General features: G+C 30.9%; 11 protein-coding genes and 30 tRNA genes. 40 read left to right on the top strand and 1 reads right to left on the bottom strand.

The genetic code is table 11. The features are described from left to right. The first annotated feature begins 127 nt into the window (after nt 1–127). The 3 genes from pcrA (at nt 128) to FNZ64_RS07840 (ending at nt 6362) form a co-directional block, all read left to right on the top strand. Complete coding sequence (gene pcrA, locus FNZ64_RS07850) at nt 128–2332, top strand: DNA helicase PcrA (protein ID WP_142414243.1); 2205 nt, start codon at nt 128–130, stop codon at nt 2330–2332. Nucleotides 2333–2351: 19 nt separating this feature from the next. Then, the gene (gene ligA / locus FNZ64_RS07845) at nt 2352–4343 is read left to right on the top strand and encodes an NAD-dependent DNA ligase LigA (protein WP_142414242.1); all 1992 of its coding nucleotides are present in this window, start codon (nt 2352–2354) and stop codon (nt 4341–4343) included. Between the two features lie 384 nt (nt 4344–4727). Beyond that, the gene (locus FNZ64_RS07840; protein ID WP_142414241.1) at nt 4728–6362 is read left to right on the top strand and encodes a peptide ABC transporter substrate-binding protein; all 1635 of its coding nucleotides are present in this window, start codon (nt 4728–4730) and stop codon (nt 6360–6362) included. 135 nt (nt 6363–6497) lie between these two features. Here FNZ64_RS07840 and FNZ64_RS07835 read toward each other — a convergent pair whose 3' ends face one another. After that, nucleotides 6498–7910, bottom strand: a complete 1413-nt coding sequence (locus FNZ64_RS07835; RefSeq protein ID WP_142414240.1) for a hypothetical protein — start codon at nt 7908–7910, stop codon at nt 6498–6500. Between the two features lie 452 nt (nt 7911–8362). Between FNZ64_RS07835 and FNZ64_RS07830 the strand changes: the two genes are divergently transcribed. The 37 genes from FNZ64_RS07830 (at nt 8363) to FNZ64_RS14680 (ending at nt 18648) form a co-directional block, all read left to right on the top strand. Continuing rightward, complete coding sequence (locus tag FNZ64_RS07830) at nt 8363–8962, top strand: XTP/dITP diphosphatase (RefSeq protein ID WP_142414239.1); 600 nt, start codon at nt 8363–8365, stop codon at nt 8960–8962. Between the two features lie 28 nt (nt 8963–8990). Continuing rightward, nucleotides 8991–9473: a metallophosphoesterase gene (locus FNZ64_RS07825; RefSeq protein ID WP_142414238.1), complete on the top strand. Its 483-nt coding sequence runs from the start codon at nt 8991–8993 to the stop codon at nt 9471–9473. Between the two features lie 189 nt (nt 9474–9662). Then, nucleotides 9663–9738: transfer RNA gene (locus FNZ64_RS07820), tRNA-Pro, on the top strand. 29 nt (nt 9739–9767) lie between these two features. After that, nucleotides 9768–9841, top strand: a tRNA-Gly gene (locus FNZ64_RS07815). Nucleotides 9842–9847: 6 nt separating this feature from the next. Then, nucleotides 9848–9924, top strand: a tRNA-Arg gene (locus FNZ64_RS07810). 4 nt (nt 9925–9928) lie between these two features. Continuing rightward, nucleotides 9929–10004 (top strand) — tRNA-His (locus tag FNZ64_RS07805). 3 nt (nt 10005–10007) lie between these two features. Next, nucleotides 10008–10082, top strand: a tRNA-Gln gene (locus FNZ64_RS07800). Nucleotides 10083–10086: 4 nt separating this feature from the next. Next, a tRNA-Lys gene (locus FNZ64_RS07795) sits at nt 10087–10162 on the top strand. Nucleotides 10163–10167: 5 nt separating this feature from the next. Next, nucleotides 10168–10251, top strand: a tRNA-Leu gene (locus FNZ64_RS07790). A gap of 2 nt (nt 10252–10253) precedes the next feature. Then, a tRNA-Gly gene (locus FNZ64_RS07785) sits at nt 10254–10329 on the top strand. 25 nt (nt 10330–10354) lie between these two features. After that, nucleotides 10355–10428, top strand: a tRNA-Gly gene (locus tag FNZ64_RS07780). Nucleotides 10429–10434: 6 nt separating this feature from the next. Further along, nucleotides 10435–10511 (top strand) — tRNA-Arg (locus FNZ64_RS07775). A 5-nt stretch (nt 10512–10516) separates the two neighbouring features. Continuing rightward, nucleotides 10517–10592 (top strand) — tRNA-Lys (locus FNZ64_RS07770). A gap of 3 nt (nt 10593–10595) precedes the next feature. Continuing rightward, nucleotides 10596–10671, top strand: a tRNA-Pro gene (locus FNZ64_RS07765). A gap of 29 nt (nt 10672–10700) precedes the next feature. Further along, nucleotides 10701–10774: transfer RNA gene (locus tag FNZ64_RS07760), tRNA-Gly, on the top strand. 6 nt (nt 10775–10780) lie between these two features. Beyond that, nucleotides 10781–10857: transfer RNA gene (locus tag FNZ64_RS07755), tRNA-Arg, on the top strand. Between the two features lie 3 nt (nt 10858–10860). Further along, a tRNA-Gln gene (locus FNZ64_RS07750) sits at nt 10861–10935 on the top strand. A 4-nt stretch (nt 10936–10939) separates the two neighbouring features. Beyond that, a tRNA-Lys gene (locus FNZ64_RS07745) sits at nt 10940–11015 on the top strand. Between the two features lie 5 nt (nt 11016–11020). Then, nucleotides 11021–11104: transfer RNA gene (locus tag FNZ64_RS07740), tRNA-Leu, on the top strand. 2 nt (nt 11105–11106) lie between these two features. Beyond that, nucleotides 11107–11182 (top strand) — tRNA-Gly (locus tag FNZ64_RS07735). Between the two features lie 25 nt (nt 11183–11207). Continuing rightward, nucleotides 11208–11281 (top strand) — tRNA-Gly (locus tag FNZ64_RS07730). Nucleotides 11282–11287: 6 nt separating this feature from the next. Then, nucleotides 11288–11364 (top strand) — tRNA-Arg (locus tag FNZ64_RS07725). Between the two features lie 5 nt (nt 11365–11369). Then, nucleotides 11370–11445 (top strand) — tRNA-Lys (locus FNZ64_RS07720). 3 nt (nt 11446–11448) lie between these two features. Continuing rightward, a tRNA-Pro gene (locus FNZ64_RS07715) sits at nt 11449–11524 on the top strand. Between the two features lie 28 nt (nt 11525–11552). Continuing rightward, nucleotides 11553–11626: transfer RNA gene (locus tag FNZ64_RS07710), tRNA-Gly, on the top strand. 6 nt (nt 11627–11632) lie between these two features. Then, nucleotides 11633–11709, top strand: a tRNA-Arg gene (locus FNZ64_RS07705). A 3-nt stretch (nt 11710–11712) separates the two neighbouring features. Continuing rightward, nucleotides 11713–11787 (top strand) — tRNA-Gln (locus FNZ64_RS07700). A gap of 6 nt (nt 11788–11793) precedes the next feature. Then, a tRNA-Lys gene (locus FNZ64_RS07695) sits at nt 11794–11869 on the top strand. A 5-nt stretch (nt 11870–11874) separates the two neighbouring features. Next, nucleotides 11875–11958 (top strand) — tRNA-Leu (locus FNZ64_RS07690). A gap of 2 nt (nt 11959–11960) precedes the next feature. After that, nucleotides 11961–12036 (top strand) — tRNA-Gly (locus tag FNZ64_RS07685). Nucleotides 12037–12061: 25 nt separating this feature from the next. Beyond that, nucleotides 12062–12135, top strand: a tRNA-Gly gene (locus FNZ64_RS07680). A gap of 35 nt (nt 12136–12170) precedes the next feature. Further along, nucleotides 12171–12247, top strand: a tRNA-Arg gene (locus FNZ64_RS07675). 295 nt (nt 12248–12542) lie between these two features. Beyond that, nucleotides 12543–12983 carry a YaiI/YqxD family protein gene (locus tag FNZ64_RS07670; RefSeq protein ID WP_142414237.1) on the top strand — a complete coding sequence of 147 codons (441 nt, stop codon included), beginning with the start codon at nt 12543–12545 and terminating at the stop codon, nt 12981–12983. Between the two features lie 97 nt (nt 12984–13080). After that, nucleotides 13081–14448 carry a triple tyrosine motif-containing protein gene (locus FNZ64_RS07665; protein WP_142414236.1) on the top strand — a complete coding sequence of 456 codons (1368 nt, stop codon included), beginning with the start codon at nt 13081–13083 and terminating at the stop codon, nt 14446–14448. A gap of 133 nt (nt 14449–14581) precedes the next feature. Further along, on the top strand, nt 14582–15298 hold the full coding sequence (locus FNZ64_RS07660; RefSeq protein ID WP_142414235.1) for a pseudouridine synthase: 717 nt from the start codon (nt 14582–14584) through the stop codon (nt 15296–15298). Nucleotides 15299–16160: 862 nt separating this feature from the next. Continuing rightward, on the top strand, nt 16161–18401 hold the full coding sequence (rnr, locus tag FNZ64_RS07655; protein WP_279233263.1) for a ribonuclease R: 2241 nt from the start codon (nt 16161–16163) through the stop codon (nt 18399–18401). A gap of 91 nt (nt 18402–18492) precedes the next feature. Then, complete coding sequence (locus FNZ64_RS14680; RefSeq protein WP_185903718.1) at nt 18493–18648, top strand: hypothetical protein; 156 nt, start codon at nt 18493–18495, stop codon at nt 18646–18648. Nucleotides 18649–18673: the final 25 nt, after the last annotated feature.

Here is an 18673-nt window from a genome sequence, read left to right as displayed (position 1 = left end):
TTATGGGTTCTTAATTTATTTAAAAATGCGAATATAAGTTCGATTTTTTTGATTAAAAAGTCTATATATATGATATAATTATAAATAATAAACTTAAATTTCCTTATAAAAAAGAAGGAGTGATGAAATGGATTTAAAAAACCTTTTAAATGAGGAACAATATGAAGCAGCTATTACAGTGAAGGGCCCCCTACTTATTTTAGCAGGAGCAGGTTCTGGAAAAACAAGAGTTTTAACCTATAGAATAGCTCATATGGTACAAGATTTAAATATAAAACCTTATGAAATATTAGCAATTACTTTTACAAATAAAGCAGCAGGTGAAATGAAAGATAGAATAAAAAAGTTAATAGGAGAACAGGCAGACAATATGTGGGTCTCTACCTTTCACTCTACCTGTGTTAGGATTTTAAGAAGAGAAATAGACAAATTAGGATATAATAAGAATTTTACAATATACGATACATACGATCAAAAAACTTTAATAAAGCAGTGTACTAAAGAACTTGATATAAATGAAAAAGATATTACAGATAGAGAGATTATTAATAAAATTTCAGATTGTAAAAATAATATGCAAACTGCAGAAAACTACAAAATAAAAAATGAATCAGATTTTAGAAAAAATAAAATAGCAGATGTATATCTTTTATATCAAAAGAAACTTAAAGCAAACAATGCCCTAGATTTTGATGATTTAATTTTTAAAACCGTACAACTTTTTAAGGAACATGAGGATGTATTGGAATTCTATCAGAGAAAATTTAAGTACATATTGGTAGATGAGTACCAAGATACCAATGAAGCTCAATATGAATTAGTAAAACTTCTTGCACAGGCTCATGACAATATTTGTGTAGTTGGTGATGATGATCAATGTATCTACGAGTGGAGAGGGGCCAACATTAAAAACATACTTGGCTTTGAAAAGGACTTTGAAAAGGCAAAGGTAGTAAAACTTGAAAAAAACTATCGTTCAAAGGGAACCATATTAGATGCTGCTAACTCTGTTATTAGAAACAATGCACAGAGAAAAAATAAGGTTTTAAAGAGCACAAAAGAAGAAGGAGAAAAGATAAGATTATATAGAGCTTTCAGAGATACTGATGAAGCTAGTTTTGTTGTAAATGAAATTAAAAAGATAAAAAATTCTACTGATAGTTGTTATAAAGATTTTGCTATATTATATAGAATGAACTCCCAATCTCGTATATTTGAAGAAGCACTTAGAAGAGAAGGTGTTCCTTATAGGATAGTTGGTGGGTTAAAGTTCTATGATAGAAAAGAAATAAAGGATATTTTAGCTTATTTAAAACTTATAAATAATCCTTTAGATGATATAAGTGTTCAAAGAATAATTAATGTGCCGAAGAGAAGTATAGGAGATACTACAGTAGGAAAAGTGATAGAATTCTCAAATTATACAGGAGAGTGTCTATACAGCACTCTTTTAGATGCAGGTTTTGTACCAGGACTTACAGCAAGAAATATAACTTCAATTAGTAAGTTTACAAGTTTAATAAATGAGTTTATTACCATTAAAAATGAAACTAATATATCTCAGCTAATAAAAATTATCTTAGATAAGACAGGATATTTAAAGGAATTAGAAAATTCTAAGGATATAGAGGATAAAAGTAGAGTTGAAAACTTAAAAGAGTTAGTTTCAGAAGCTGTTGAATTTGAAAGAAATTCAGAGGATAAAACCTTAGGTGCTTTCTTAGAAAAGATTACCTTAGTTTCTGATGTAGATAACTATGATGAAGAGGCAGATAGTGTAGTTTTAATGACAATTCATAGTTCAAAGGGGTTAGAGTTCCCAGTGGTATTTATGGTGGGAATGGAAAATGGATTATTCCCTAGTGAAACTTCATTAAATAGTAATTCTGAAATGGAAGAGTCTAGAAGACTATGCTATGTTGCTATAACTAGAGCACAGGAAATACTATATATGACATCAGCTCAAAGCAGAATGGTATTTGGAAGGACAGTATCTTATGGTACTTCAGATTTTATAGATGAAATTCCATTAAAATTAAAGGAAGATATAAATGGAAGTAGGGGCATGAATGTATTAAAAAACAGTATGAATTCTAGGGGAATCTATAGAGGAGACACAGCTAGTAATACAAACAATACTAATAATACTAATAGACCAACCTTAGATTCAAATGAAGCTGTCCCAGGTAGAAAAGTAAAACATTCTAGTTTTGGTGAAGGTACTATTATAAATGTATCTAAGGATAAAAATGGAGTTTTACTTACTATTGCTTTTAATAATATGGGAATAAAAAAATTGAGCTTAGAAATAGCTCCTTTAGAACTTCTATAATTTCTTAGGAGGAAAGTCCATGGATAATAAAAGAAATGAAATGATAGAATTAATAGAAAAATTAAACCAGTATGCACGTGAATACTATGCACTAGATACTCCAAGTGTATCTGATGCAGAGTATGATAAATTATACGATAAATTAGTTAGTTTAGAAAAAGAACTAGGCGAAGTTCTCCCGTATTCTCCAACTCAAAGGGTTGGAGATAGGGTTCTTCCAGAGTTTAAAAAACATACCCATTTAGCACCACTTTGGAGTTTAGATAAATCTCAAAGCGTAGAGGGAATAAGAGAGTGGCATAATAGAAATTTAAAAGCCATAAGAGAATATAATCTTATAAATGAAGAAAAGTTACCAGAACCTACTTATATATTAACTAAGAAATTTGATGGCTTAACTCTTAATTGCACCTATGATGAAGAGGGCATACTAGTTACAGCAGCAACTAGGGGTACTGGAGTAGTTGGTGAAAATGTTACAGAACAAGCAAAAACCATAAAGACAATTCCTCTTAAAATAGACAATGATTTTTTATTTGAAATTCATGGGGAAGCTATAATGACAAAAGAAGCTTTTGAAGAGTACAATAAAAATGCTGCAGTGCCTCTTAAAAATCTTAGAAACGGGGCTGCCGGTGCCTTAAGAAATTTAAACATTGGAGAAACAAGAAAAAGAAATTTATCTGCATTTTTTTATGATATAAGTTATACTAAAGAACATGAATTTAATACCTATATAGAAATGTTGGATTTTATAAAAGATAAGGGCTTCCCAGTGGACAATTATATTAAAGAGTGTTCTACTATAGAAGAAATCGAAAAGGAAATTCAATATATAAAAGATATAAGAGATGATTTGAATTATGATATTGATGGCATAGTAATAGCTGTTAATCATATTAAAACTAGAGAGATTTTAGGGTATACAGTAAAATTTCCTAAATGGGCTATTGCCTATAAGTTTAAAGCGGAAGAGGAAACTACAAAGTTATTAAGTGTAGAGTGGAATGTTGGAAGAAGTGGAAGAGTGAGTCCTACAGCTATTTTAGAACCAGTAGAAATTGCAGGAGCCACAGTTAAAAGAGCTACCTTAAACAATATGGAAGACATAGAAAGAAAAGCTGTAAAATTAGGATCCACAGTAATAATTAGGCGTTCTAATGATGTTATACCAGAAATTTTAGGGGTAGTTGAAGAAGAGGGAGAACTACAAGAAATTCTACCACCTAAGTTTTGCCCAAGTTGTGGAAGTGAAATAAGATTAGATGGGGCACATTATTTCTGTGAAAATACCCTATCATGTAAACCACAATTAGTAAAAAGCATAGTTCATTTTGCGAGTAGAGAAGCTATGGATATAGGTGGATTTAGTGAGAAAACTGCAGAACAGTTATTTGAAGAACTACATATAAAATCAATAGCTGATCTATATAAAATAAAAAAAGAAGAGTTACTTCAATTAGAGAGGTTTGGACCTAAAAAAGCTCAGAATTTAATTGATGCCATAGAAAATAGTAAACAATGTGATCTTGCCTCTTTCTTGTATGCATTAGGAATACCGAACGTAGGGAAGAAAACTGCAAAGGATATAACTGCAAAATTTAAATCACTAGAAAATATTAAAAATGCCTCTATGGAAGAATTACTAGAAGTCTCAGATGTAGGAGAAATTATAGCTAAATGTGTAGTTGATTTCTTTGAAGATGATAAAATAGTATACAATATCAATGAAATTTTATCCTTAGGGGTTAAGCCTATCTATGAAGAAGAAAATAAGGAAGAAAGTATTTATGATGGGAAGACTGTAGTAGTTACAGGAAGCTTAGAGTCTTATTCAAGAAGTGAAATAAAAGAAAAATTAGAGTCTCTAGGTGCAAAGGTATCAGGAAGTGTAAGTAAAAAAACAGATTATGTTTTAGTTGGAAAAGAACCAGGGTCAAAGTATGATAAGGCTTTAGAATTAGGTGTAAAAGTAATAAGCGAAGAAGAATTTAAGGACTCTATAAAATAGTTTAAAGTAAGTATTATTATTACATGCCTACAGTTTTATAAAAGTGTAGGTGAATTATAATTTTTAAAGTAAGTAAATATCTATATTACTAAGTTTTCAGGTAAGTACTTATATATTTACTTATAGCTTTAAATTTTAATAAAGATAATAGGGTTTAAAACTGCTTGTAAAATATTTAATTTATACAAGCAGTTTTTTTTATTTCACTGTTTAAAGTTTTATAATGGAGGCAATAATTATAAGAAGAATTCGTAACCACTCTTTTCTCTTACTTTGAAGAAAAGCAGAGAGTCCAGAGCTTGGATTTAGTAGGAATAGCTTTCACAGAGTGCTATAGGAGCATTAGAGTGGAAACCTTTTATTTTTTTAGAAAGGAAGATATTAATGAAGAGAAAATCAAAACTAGCCCTTATTTTTATTATTTCCTTTTTTACGTTTACTCTAAGTGGATGTATAGAGAAAAAAGAAGGAATAAAATTTGAAAATAGAGATTACTTAGTTTACAACATAGAAAAAATACCTAAAGATTTAAGTATGCTAGACAATAACAACATAAGAGAAAAAGACTTGCTATTTGCTATATTTGAAGGCTTAGTAAAGGAAGATAGCAAGGGAAACATACTTCCAGCCATAGCAGATGATTGGACTATTAGTAAAGATGGATTAAGTTATAAATTTAAAATTAGGGAAGATGCTAAATGGAGTAATGGAAATAAGATTACAGCAGAAGACTTTAGAGAGTTTTTTCAGTGGATATTAAAAGAGGGGAAAAATAATGAATATATAAAAGAATTAAAGTGCATTTACGGAGTTAGTCAATACATGAATGGAAGAAGAGAATTTGAAGATGTGGCTATAAATGCAAAGGAGCCTAATGTTTTAGAAATAAGGCTTAACAATCAATGCAACTATTTTTTAAATATATTAAGCCATCCATTACTAACTTTAAGAGAAAAAAATGTGTTTACAGATAATTACCTAGGAAATTATCATAGAGTAAAATTCACAGGTCCCTTTACAATTAATAATATAAAAGATGATAATAATATAAAAGATGAAAAGGAAATACTATTAAATAAAAATAAGCACTATTGGGAAGAGGAAAAGGTTCTTTCTAATAGAATAGATTTTATTGCAGTAGAAAATCAAACAGATGCCTTAATAAAATTTGAAAAAGACAATCCTAGTATAGACCTTTTAGTAGATCCCCCTAAAAATGAAATAAATAGATTATGGGAAAAGGAGTATATAGAATTATATCCTTCTTTTAAAACCTTAAATCTAGTATTCAACCTTAAGAATTCAGAAGTAAGTGGAAACATAAATTTTAGACAGAGTATAAAGCACTCTCTTTCACGTGAGATTGTTTCAGATATTATAGATAACAAAAATACTATTTTAACAGGTAGTATTATACCAAGTGCAACTAGCAATGAAAGAGGTGGAGATTTAGGAGAGAGAGATTATAGTTTATTTAAACCAAATATCACTGTAGCGAGAGATTATTTAAAAAAATCAAACTTAAATACAAAGCAGCAGGTTATTACGCTAATTTATAAAAAAGATAATACAAATAAAATTTTAAGTGAGAATATTAAAAATGAATTAGAACAAGCTTTAGATATTAAAGTAAATTTAGAAGAGTATGAAGAAAGTGAACTAAATAAAAAGCTAGAAGATGGAAAATTCCATATGGCATTATTGGAGTTTTCAGGCACCTTTGATAATCCAATATGTTTTCTAAATGAATGGAAAATAGGTTCTAATAGTTTTTATACAGGATATGAAAATATTAATTTTGATCATTATGTAAACAAAGCAAAAAACGAGCAGAATCATATGAGAAAAATTGAGTATATAAGAAAGGGAGAAGAATTATTATTAAAAGATATGCCCTTAATACCTTTTTTAAATTTAAAAACTGCAATATGTAAAAAGAATTATGTTAAGGGAGTTGAAGCAAATAAAAATGGTAACTTGTATTTTAACTATGCTTATATAGATAGAGAAGGTTCTTAGCATTAGAGCGGCTAGTCATGGATAAAAAAATAGACTTGTAAACTTAGTATAAGTTTACAAGTCTTAAAGAGAGAGTTTTGAATAATCAAGTAGGCATGAATAATAATCATGCCTACACATTTAGTATATTAAGAGTTATGCGAAATTATTATACAAAAAAATACTCATAAAGAAAATTGTCATATTTTTTGTACTGTAAAAACTAGATTTACTAACTTTAAATTCATGTTTTTTCCTATTATAAGTAATCTTTTTTACAAACACTGGTGCTAATTCATTGTTTTCAGGAGTAGGCAAAGTTTGCATTCTAAAGTAATCTTCATCTAATAAATTTTCTGAGTCCTTATAGAAATCCCTATATCTTTCAGGATCATTTAAGTTAGGGGTATCTGGCCAACTTAAAACTAAACCGGAATTAGCTATACCATTTTTATATACAGATTCAATAATAGAATTATCATCATCTTCAATATCATCTTCAAAAGTCTTATTAAAGGTAATTAAAGACATAAGATATGAAATTAATTCTGTTGAATTATATTCACAAGTTTTTTCTTCTGGAGTTTTTACATAAAGACCTAAGTCTTTGTCGTAAATTGAAATTAAGTTTTTATGAAGATCCTCACTAAATTCTTTAGCTCTTAAGAAATTTAAATTTTTATACATAAAATTAGAATTTAGTAAAAGTAAACTATCATATAAAACTTTGTCATCGCTTTTATCTGTTGCTCCCATATGGTATTCTTCTAAAATTAAATCATATAAATCTAAAAGTAAAGGTTTTAAATCATCCATTCTACTATAGTTATAGAATAAATTTAAAGCTGAAAATAGTTTTAATTTTTCTGAAAAAGAATTTTCATAAATATATTCTCTACAGTCCATAAATAAATTTAATATATCTAGGGAAAACTTTCTGTATTCCTTTGCATAACTATTTTCATCTTTTTTTAAATCTTCTTCAAATAGCATAGAATATCTATAATATGCATTCATTAAAAAGGCTTGTTCAGAGAATTTAAATGTGTTTTTCTTGTCTGACAGTACTAAGTCTTCACTAAACAATTCAGAATCATGAAGTTTGTCTACAAAAACACCATCTACATTTCTAAGGTTAGATACATAGAACTGTAATTGACATTTTGCTAAAGCAGAATAAATTTCATAATTACTGTATTTTTTCTTATCGATAGCCTTAAAGCCTTTATAATAATCACAAAGTTCTAAAAGGCATAGGGTCATTAGTGCATTACTTAATATTGGTATTTCTTTTTTGAATTTTTCTGTGTTCCAACATAACTTGTGATTTTCTGTAGACAATTTAGCACTAGCTTTTTTATATACACATAGTAGTGGAGAAAAACCCTTAATTGAATTAAAGTCAGTTTTAGGCATATGTTTGTTTAGCTCTTGAGGAGCTATTGGAATACCACATTTAGAGTGTAAAACAATACGATTTAACGATTCTTTGCTTAAATGAAATAATTGACTACTTATATTATTTTCATTTAAAGAGTTGATTCTTAAAAAAGGTCCTATAAATTTCAAATATAACACCACCATAAATTAGTCCTTATAAAAATAATATGATATTAATAAGTAAAAGTTGCTTAAATACCTAAAAAACTTTGTTTTTGACTTGTAAATACAGAAGCTTAGATTTAAATACAAGGATATAGTATACATAGTAATCTATTTTAAATCCTTCTATATTAAAGAGGATAACAGCTGTTTCAGCTTCTATAGCATACATATAATCTATGTTGATTTGGACAAAATAAAAGAAAGTGATTACTTAAGAAGAATATAAAAAATAATAAAAGATTACAAAGGTATTAAAATAAAATAAAATTAATGTTAAAATAGTATATAAAGTAATAAAATTATAATTTTAAAATAACTATTTAAAATAAAAAATTTTTCAAACAAATATTACAAATATTAATTGAAGTTTATAAGAGAGTTGGGTAAACTTTAATAAAAAAATCTAGGGGTATAATATGAAGAAATTAATAGTTGCAAGTAATAATGAAAATAAAATAAAAGAGATAAAATCTATATTAAAAGATATGAATTTAGAAGTTTGTTCTTTAAAGGATGAAGGCATTAATATAGATGTTGAAGAGACAGGTACGACATTTATAGAAAATGCTTTTTTAAAAGCTAAAGCTATTTTTGACCTTAAAAGTGATTGCTATGTTCTTGCAGATGATTCTGGACTTTCAATTAAATACTTAAACGGAGAACCAGGAATTTATTCTGCAAGATATTCAGGAGAACATGGGAATGATAAGAAAAATAATGAAAGGTTATTAGAAAAATTAAAAGGGATTCCTAAGGAAGAGAGAGGCGGGAAATTTATATGTGCTATGGTTTTAGTATTAGACCATAACAAATGTATAAAAGTACAAGGTGAAGTAGAGGGAACAATATTAGAAGAATTAACTGGCAATGGGGGATTTGGGTACGACCCATTATTCTATGTAGAAGAATTTAAGAAGAGTTTTGGTGAAATGACTAAAGAGGAGAAAAATTCTATAAGTCATAGAGCAAAGGCACTTAAAAAATTAAAAGAAGAGTTAAAGGCAGCAATAGGTTAAAGAAAATTCACAGAATGGAGGGTATAAAATGCTAATTGCAGTGGTAAGTGATAGTCATGGAGATAATACTTCTATAAGAAAAGCATTAGGGAAGATAAAAAAAGCAGATTACCTATTTCATTTAGGAGATAATGTTGAAGATGTAGATGAATTTTCTAAGGAGTTTAAGGGAAAAATAGTAAACGTAAAAGGAAACTGTGATTTTTTAAATAGTAATCTAGCTAAAGAGTTAGATGAAAAGTTAATTAATATAGATGGAATTAAAATTTTAGCAACTCATGGACATAAATATGGTGTAAAAGAAAATATATTTAGATTGCAATATAGAGCTATGGAATTAGAAGCAAATATTGTTTTATATGGTCATACCCATATTCCAAGCATTGAATATGAGGAAGGTATATGGATTATCAATCCAGGTAGTATAGCTTTATCTAGGGCGAAAAATAATACTTTAGCTTTAATTGAGATTTTGGATGGTAGAATAATACCTAGTATAATAGAGATATAGCAATAAAATGCCTTAAAAACAGTGATTTAAAGGCAACAAGTAAACAGTTTTTTAAAATAAGCAAAAAAAATCAAAAAAAGTATTGACGAAATTATTTATATAGTGTAGAATAAACCATGTCGTTAGGAAAACAACTAACAAAACTTATAAAATATATCTTAATAAATCATAAGATATATAATAAGAAAACGGGGTGTAGCGCAGATGGGAGCGCGCGTGGTTTGGGACCATGAGGTCGCAGGTTCAATCCCTGTCACCCCGACCACTTAAACTAAATATAAGAAGTATACACATGCGGGTGTAGCTCAATGGTAGAGTTCCAGCCTTCCAAGCTGGCTGTGAGAGTTCGATTCTCTTCACCCGCTCCAGGATATGCGTCTTTAGCTCAGTTGGATAGAGCAACGGCCTTCTAAGCCGTGTGCCAGGGGTTCGACTCCCTTAAGACGCACCATATGGTGGACGTAGTTCAGTTGGTAGAGCACCAGATTGTGGCTCTGGCTGTCGTGGGTTCGAATCCCATCGTTCACCCCATATTGGGATATCGCCAAGCGGTAAGGCACCAGACTTTGACTCTGGCATTCGTAGGTTCAAATCCTGCTATCCCAGCCAATAAGATCTACTAGCTCAGTCGGTAGAGCACATGACTTTTAATCATGGTGTCCGGGGTTCGATTCCCCGGTAGATCACCAAATATGCAGATGTGGCGGAATTGGCAGACGCACTAGACTTAGGATCTAGCGCCTTCGGCGTGGGGGTTCGACTCCCTTCATCTGCACCAATGCGGGAATAGCTCAGTTGATAGAGCGCCACCTTGCCAAGGTGGAGGTCGCGGGTTTGAGCCCCGTTTCCCGCTCCAATAACTAAATATAAAATATACACATGCGGGTGTAGCTCAATGGTAGAGTTCCAGCCTTCCAAGCTGGCTGTGAGAGTTCGATTCTCTTCACCCGCTCCAAGATATGCGTCTTTAGCTCAGTTGGATAGAGCAACGGCCTTCTAAGCCGTGTGCCAGGGGTTCGACTCCCTTAAGACGCACCATATAAGCGCTATTAGCTCAGTTGGTAGAGCACTTGACTCTTAATCAAGGTGTCCCGGGTTCGATCCCCTGATAGCGCACCAAAACGGGGTGTGGCGCAGATGGGAGCGCGCGTGGTTTGGGACCATGAGGTCGCAGGTTCAATCCCTGTCACCCCGACCACTTAAACTAAATATAAGAAATATACATATGCGGGTGTAGCTCAATGGTAGAGTTCCAGCCTTCCAAGCTGGCTGTGAGAGTTCGATTCTCTTCACCCGCTCCAGAATATGCGTCTTTAGCTCAGTTGGATAGAGCAACGGCCTTCTAAGCCGTGTGCCAGGGGTTCGACTCCCTTAAGACGCACCATATTGGGATATCGCCAAGCGGTAAGGCACCAGACTTTGACTCTGGCATTCGTAGGTTCAAATCCTGCTATCCCAGCCAATAAGATCTACTAGCTCAGTCGGTAGAGCACATGACTTTTAATCATGGTGTCCGGGGTTCGATTCCCCGGTAGATCACCAAATATGCAGATGTGGCGGAATTGGCAGACGCACTAGACTTAGGATCTAGCGCCTTCGGCGTGGGGGTTCGACTCCCTTCATCTGCACCAATGCGGGAATAGCTCAGTTGATAGAGCGCCACCTTGCCAAGGTGGAGGTCGCGGGTTTGAGCCCCGTTTCCCGCTCCAATAACTAAATATAAAATATACACATGCGGGTGTAGCTCAATGGTAGAGTTCCAGCCTTCCAAGCTGGCTGTGAGAGTTCGATTCTCTTCACCCGCTCCAAGATATGCGTCTTTAGCTCAGTTGGATAGAGCAACGGCCTTCTAAGCCGTGTGCCAGGGGTTCGACTCCCTTAAGACGCACCATATAAGCGCTATTAGCTCAGTTGGTAGAGCACTTGACTCTTAATCAAGGTGTCCCGGGTTCGATCCCCTGATAGCGCACCAAAACGGGGTGTGGCGCAGATGGGAGCGCGCGTGGTTTGGGACCATGAGGTCGCAGGTTCAATCCCTGTCACCCCGACCACTTAAACTAAATATAAGAAATTACACATGCGGGTGTAGCTCAATGGTAGAGTTCCAGCCTTCCAAGCTGGCTGTGAGAGTTCGATTCTCTTCACCCGCTCCAGAATATGCGTCTTTAGCTCAGTTGGATAGAGCAACGGCCTTCTAAGCCGTGTGCCAGGGGTTCGACTCCCTTAAGACGCCCCATACTGGGATATCGCCAAGCGGTAAGGCACCAGACTTTGACTCTGGCATTCGTAGGTTCAAATCCTGCTATCCCAGCCAAAACAAGATCTACTAGCTCAGTCGGTAGAGCACATGACTTTTAATCATGGTGTCCGGGGTTCGATTCCCCGGTAGATCACCAAATATGCAGATGTGGCGGAATTGGCAGACGCACTAGACTTAGGATCTAGCGCCTTCGGCGTGGGGGTTCGACTCCCTTCATCTGCACCAATGCGGGAATAGCTCAGTTGATAGAGCGCCACCTTGCCAAGGTGGAGGTCGCGGGTTTGAGCCCCGTTTCCCGCTCCATTAATTAAATATAAAATTTGTACATGCGGGTGTAGCTCAATGGTAGAGTTCCAGCCTTCCAAGCTGGCTGTGAGAGTTCGATTCTCTTCACCCGCTCCATTTTTTTGCAAAATTTTAAATAAAACTTTGCAAGGGCACCCATAGCTCAGTTGGATAGAGTTGCAGACTTCGAATCTGAAGGTCGCAGGTTCAATTCCTGCTGGGTGCACCAAAGGGATACATAACGTAGGGTAGAAGCATCAAGGCTTTATAGGACTTTTAGTTCTGTAAAGCTTTTTTGCATTTCACCTAAAATTATGGAATGAAATTGATGAAGTTACAATAAACATAATAATATTTTAAAACACTGTATTATTCAAGAGAATATGCGGTATTTTAATTTATAATATTAGTAGTATTTTATTTTAAAAACTTGCAAACATATTTATATAGGTAATTCTTATTTAAATAGAAATAATTAAAAAATCAATTATACATATACAATATAGTATAGAAAGGATACAAATATGAGAATTTTAGTAGATGCAGATGCTTGTCCAGGTAGAGATATTATAGAAAAGGTAGCTAGAGAAAATTCTTTGGACTTGATGTTTTATTGTAGTTTAGATAGTATTGTAACTATATCTTATGGTGAAGTGATTTATGTAGATAGCGGCTTTCAAGCTGTGGATATGAAGATAGCAAATGCTGTTACTTCTTTTGATATAGTAGTTACTCAAGACTATGGAGTGGCTACTATTGCCTTATCAAAAAAAGCATATGCCATAGACCCTAAAGGGTATATTTATAATGATAAAAATATAGATAGCATGCTAATGCAAAGGCATATATCTCATAAGATAAGAAGAGGGGGAGGAAAGCACTCAAACCCTAAGAAACGAACAGCTGAGGATGATAATAGGTTATTTAAAAACTTATATAAACTTATAAATGATTATAAAAAATAATAAATTCAATGTATAAAATATACAAAAGATACTGTACCATAATATGTAAATATAGTATAATGTTATATATATAAATATTTACATAGGAGGTAATGTTATGAATGAATTAACAATTACTTTTGATAAGAATTTTTTTATGGAAAATGGAGAAAAAGCAATTGGTATTTTTGTTAATCAGGGATATAATGAGCCTTTATTATATAAATTTCTAGTTGGAAGAAATGGCATGTGGAAAGTAATAAGAGATTTTGATAAAAAGAATTACACTCTTTGGGATGAAAATCGAGAAGGAAATTATTTAATTATGGTTCAAGCTAAAAGTGAGAACAGTGAAAAGCCTTTTGATTATGTAGTACGTTCAGAACATTTTATAAAAAATGAAAATCATATAGAAGAATCCTCTAAAGAAGAAAATAAAGATAAGGAAAATAAAGATAAAAAAAATAAAAATATTAAGAATAAAAATATTAAAGGTAAAGAAATCTTAGATAATGAAGAAAGTCATTTTTGTAATGAAAAAAGTGATTCTACTACTAAAAGTAAGAATACATATGATGAAAAAATAAATATATTTGATCATATATCTGAGGATGAGAAGAATGAAAATCATAATTATGAAAAAAATCACAAGAATAAAGAGTCTTTTTTTGAAAGTGCAGTGGAGTTAGATGAAGAAGAAAGTCATATAGAAAATAAATATGATAATGTAAATAAGGAAACAGAGCTTAAAACAAAGGAAGAACATTTAAAAGCAGCGAGTAGTTCTACTGATAATATTCAAAACTTTGAGGGTATTGAAGATGAGATTAAGGAATTTGAAGAAGATGCTAAGGAGTTTAAGAATAATACTAATAAATATAAAAAATTAATAAAGTATATATTAGTAAATCCTAAAGATAAATATGCCATTGATGAAGAAATAGTTTTTACTATTTTGACTGAAAACCCTAAAAATACACTTACAAAATACAAGCTTTATATAGATGAAGTTTTAATAGAAGAAATCGGCTATAAGGAATCTAGTGAGTTTTCATTTTTACCAAGATGTATAGGAACATATAGGTTTGAATTCTATGTTAAGAAAAAAGAGAGTACAAAGAAATTTGATGAAGTAGTAGATTACACACTTAATGTAGATTATTCAAAACCTATAGAGAGAATAGACCTAGAATGTGATAAAGAATTTATAAGATGCAATGAGGATGTTACTTTTACGGCAAATACCCTAGGTGGTAAAAATGTACTATATGAATTTTATATATTAAAGCATGATAATTGGGAACTTGTGCAAAAATATAGTAAGAAGAATTTTTATACCATGATACCTTTTAAAAAGGGATACTATAAGATCTTGGTTTTAGCAAAAAGTTTTCATAAGAATATAGAGTATGAGAATTATGCTATTTATAAGTTTTATGTTAATCAAGGTAAGGAATTTATAGTTAACAGCTATGCTTTTATGTAAGTTTCTACATAATATTGTATAATAGTTTAAAGAGTATTGTAAAATGCGAATTATAAGTATAAAAAATTTCCACTTAAAGCAATGAGTTTGATATAATAATAAATACAACATAATAAATAATAAGGAGAAACAAATGGAAAGATTAGATAAAATACTTGCTAATTTAGGATATGGAACTAGAAAAGAAGTGAAAATTTTAGTAAAAAGAAAAGAAGTTAAGGTAAACGGGGATATAGTTAAGGATAGTAGTATTAAAGTAGATCCTTATAAAGATAAAATTCTAGTAGGGGAAGAAAGTGTAGTATATAGAGAATTTATATATCTTATGATGAATAAACCAGATGGTGTTGTTTCAGCTACTTTTGATAACTATGATGAGACAGTGATCGATTTATTAGATAGAGAATATCAAGTTTTTGAGCCTTTTCCAGTAGGAAGATTAGACAAGGACACTGTAGGAATGTTACTACTTACTAATGATGGAGAATTAAATCATAAGCTAATAGCTCCTAAAAATCATGTGGATAAGGTTTATTTTGCTCAAATAGATAAAGAAGTTGATGAAAAAGATATAATAGCCTTTAAAAATGGTATTGTCTTAGATGATATGTATAAATGTATGCCAGCAAAATTAGAGATTTTAGAATCTTCTCCTAATGGTTCCAATGTAATAGTTACTATTCAAGAAGGAAAATTTCATCAAGTAAAGAGAATGTTCCAAAGTAGGGGAAAAGAAGTGGTTTATTTAAAGAGAGAAAGTTTTGGACCTTTAAGTTTAGATCCCAATTTAGAAGAAGGAACTTATAGAGAACTTACAGAGGAAGAAGTAGAAATTTTAAAAAGTATATAAAATTATCAAAAAGTATTAAAAAATATTAAAATTAATAAGAGGTTTATAAAAAAAACAGGCAAATAATGAGAATAAAACATATGAAAAAATTATACTAAGAACCATATTAAGTATAATGGAATAAAAATCCTCATACAATTGCCATTAAAAAAATTCTAACTTGCATATAAAAACAATTTTATTGATAAAATATGCAAGTTAAATTTGGTTTTAACAAATAATTAACAAGATTACAAGAGAAAACTATTGATTTAAGTAAAAATATTTTATATAATAATTATGCAAGAAAAAACAACCCCCTTTTTATTATTAATAACACCCCATCCCCTAATGTTATTAATTTAAAAAAAATGTCGAAACCCCTAAATAAAAAACATCGACACATAACGGAAATTTAACGTACTGTATATTAATATTATATTAATATATAGTACGTTATTTTTGTGTGTTATAACTACCAATAAATTCCTACACCATAATTAATCTCAAACTATAATTAATGTGTTCCCACAAATTAAAATCTACATACATAGAGTTCTAAATTTCAGGGATTTTTCTACTCACAGTAAGATTTATAGATTATTAGCTAGTGTGCAGCTATGATAATAGTCAACTTTAAATAGCACAGGAGTATTAAAGAGAAGAGTCATGGGAAAAATAAAAAAAGTTAGTTAAAAGTATCAATTACTTAGCCAACTAAGGATATAATAATAAAATTAAGAAATAATAAGTAATAAATAATAGATAAATATACCGGAGTACATATGTGGTATAATTAACTATAATATATTTTACAACATATAAAAATTTAGGTAAAAATATAAGGGCTATGCTTTTATTTATAAAGAGAGGATGTGGAATTTTGAATAAAGATATTAGAGAAGTTTTGGTTGGTTTTATGAAAGAAAAAGCTTATAAACCTATGAATATAAAAGAACTTAGCAAAATATTTAGTATATCAAAAAAGGAAATTTTAGAATTTGAAAAGGTTTTAGGGTACATGGAAGAAGAGGGGCAAATAATTAAAACCCATACAGAACATTATGGAATACCAGAGAGAATGGGATTTATTCAAGGAGTATTCCAAGGGCATGCCAAGGGTTTTGGATTCGTAGCTGTTGAAGGGGAAGAAAATGATATTTTCATACCAATAAATGCAGTGAATGGAGCTATGAATGGGGATACAGTATTAGTATCTTTAATAAGAGAGGAAAAACAAGGTAAAAAGAGAGAGGGAGAAATCTATAAGGTAATAAAACATGCAAATAAGATTATTATAGGTATTTTCCAAAAGAGTGCTAACTTTGGCTTTGTGGTTCCAGAAGACAAGAGACTTCACCAAGATATTTTCATATCAAAGGAACAAATTAGTGGTGCTAGAGATGGGCAAATAGTAGTAGCTGAAATTACTAAGTGGCCAGATAAAAATAGAAGAAGTCCTGAAGGAAAAATAACAGAGATTTTAGGAAATAAGGGAGACAAAGGTATAGACATACTAACAATCATAAGAAAACATAAATTACCTGAAGAATTCCCATTAAAAGTAGAAGCTTATGCAGATCATATTGAAGATAAAATATCAGAAGAAGAGTATGCTAAAAGAAGAGACCTTAGAGATTTACTTATGGTCACTATAGATGGTGAGGATGCTAAGGACTTAGATGATGCTGTTTCTGTAGAAAAATTAGAAAACGGTAATTATAGATTAGGAGTTCATATAGCCGATGTATCTCACTATGTCAAGGAAAAAAATGTTTTAGATAAAGAAGCTTTAAAAAGAGGAACCTCAGTTTATTTAATAGATAGGGTAGTTCCTATGTTACCTAAAAAATTATCCAATGGAGTTTGTAGCTTAAACCCTAAGGTAGATAGATTAGCTTTAACTTGTATCATGGAAATAGACCATAAGGGTAAAGTTTTATCTCATGAGGTTTTTGAAAGTATAATAAAAACTAATGAAAGAATGACTTATACGGATGTTACAAAAATTTTAAGGGATAAAGATGAAGAATTAATTAAAAAATATGACTATCTATATGAAATGTTTAAGACTATGGAGGAACTGTGCATAATCTTAAATAAAAAGAGAGCAGAAAGAGGAAGTATTGATTTCGACTTTGAAGAATGCAAAATTATATTAGATGAATTAGGAAAACCTATAGATATAAAACCTTACGAAAGAGCTATTGCAAATAGGATTATAGAAGAATTTATGCTAGTTTGTAATGAGACTATAGCAGAATATATGTATTGGACTAAGATGCCTTTTGTATATAGAATTCACGAGGATCCAGATGAAGAAAAGTTAGCTCATTTTAGCGAATTTGTATATAATTTAGGATACACCTTAAAGCGTGGACAAAAGATTTATCCAAGAGCCCTTCAAGAAATATTAGAAGAGGTAAAGGGAAAAAGGGAAGAAGTTGTAGTTAGTACCTTAATGTTAAGATCCATGATGAAAGCAAAGTATGCTCCAGAGTGTATAGGGCATTTTGGTTTAGCTGCTAGATACTACTGTCACTTTACATCACCAATTAGAAGATATCCAGATTTAATGATTCATAGAATAATTAAAGAATATATAAATGGGCAAATTGATGAAAAGAGAATGAATAGATTAAAGATGGAAGTAGACACAGTATCTCTTCAATCCTCTGAAAGAGAAAGAGCTGCTATGGAAATCGAAAGAGAAGTAGATGACCTAAAGAAAGCTGAATATATGAGCTATAGAATAGGAGAGGAGTTCGAAGGAATAATATCCTCTGTAACTAACTTTGGAATGTTTGTAGAACTACCTAATACTATTGAAGGTTTAGTTCATATAACAGATTTAAATGATGATTACTATATTTTTGATGATCAACATCTTTGTTTAATAGGTGAGCATACAAAGAAATTATATAAACTAGGTGATCCAGTAAAAATAAAAGTTAGTAGAGTTAACTTAGATACTCATGAGATTTATTTTGAGCTTGTAGGTGAAGAGGAGGAAGATTCAGATAGAGAATCAACGGATCTTTATCCAAGTGAAGAAGAAGTTCAAAAGGTTAAAGAGGGTATAAAAAACTTAAAGTCAGAGGAAGAGATAAGCTTTAATGATTAATCACAAATAATATTTTAAAAAAAGGGCAAAATATATACTGATCTAAAGTAGAAAAAATATATACTTATCTAAAACAGAAAGGGGTATATTTATGCCAAAGGATAGTCAACCAGATAATAAAAAAGCAAGAATGGAAAAATGTAATTACCAGACTCCAATAACTAGTGAAGAAGGTAAAAATCATAACAGAACTGCTAAAAAACAATCTATAAAAAGAGAAGGATTTCAAAGTGATTCAAGAAATTAAAGATAATCTTTTTTCTTAAGTATTA

This window comes from Hathewaya massiliensis, assembly GCF_902143515.1.
In the GTDB taxonomy this organism is placed as follows: Bacteria; Bacillota; Clostridia; order Clostridiales; family Clostridiaceae; genus Hathewaya; species Hathewaya massiliensis.
The sequence above is the reverse complement of the archived record's forward strand: the minus strand, read 5'-3'. Positions and strand labels throughout refer to the sequence as shown.

Excerpts from the sequence above, each read along its gene's own strand:
- pcrA (WP_142414243.1), top strand. The coding sequence starts at position 128 with ATGGATTTAAAAAACCTTTTAAATGAGGAACAATATGAAGCAGCTATT.
- ligA (WP_142414242.1), top strand. The coding sequence starts at position 2,352 with ATGGATAATAAAAGAAATGAAATGATAGAATTAATAGAAAAATTAAAC.
- FNZ64_RS07840 (WP_142414241.1), top strand. The coding sequence starts at position 4,728 with ATGAAGAGAAAATCAAAACTAGCCCTTATTTTTATTATTTCCTTTTTT.
- FNZ64_RS07830 (WP_142414239.1), top strand. The coding sequence starts at position 8,363 with ATGAAGAAATTAATAGTTGCAAGTAATAATGAAAATAAAATAAAAGAG.
- FNZ64_RS07825 (WP_142414238.1), top strand. The coding sequence starts at position 8,991 with ATGCTAATTGCAGTGGTAAGTGATAGTCATGGAGATAATACTTCTATA.
- FNZ64_RS07670 (WP_142414237.1), top strand. The coding sequence starts at position 12,543 with ATGAGAATTTTAGTAGATGCAGATGCTTGTCCAGGTAGAGATATTATA.
- FNZ64_RS07665 (WP_142414236.1), top strand. The coding sequence starts at position 13,081 with ATGAATGAATTAACAATTACTTTTGATAAGAATTTTTTTATGGAAAAT.
- FNZ64_RS07660 (WP_142414235.1), top strand. The coding sequence starts at position 14,582 with ATGGAAAGATTAGATAAAATACTTGCTAATTTAGGATATGGAACTAGA.
- FNZ64_RS14680 (WP_185903718.1), top strand. The coding sequence starts at position 18,493 with ATGCCAAAGGATAGTCAACCAGATAATAAAAAAGCAAGAATGGAAAAA.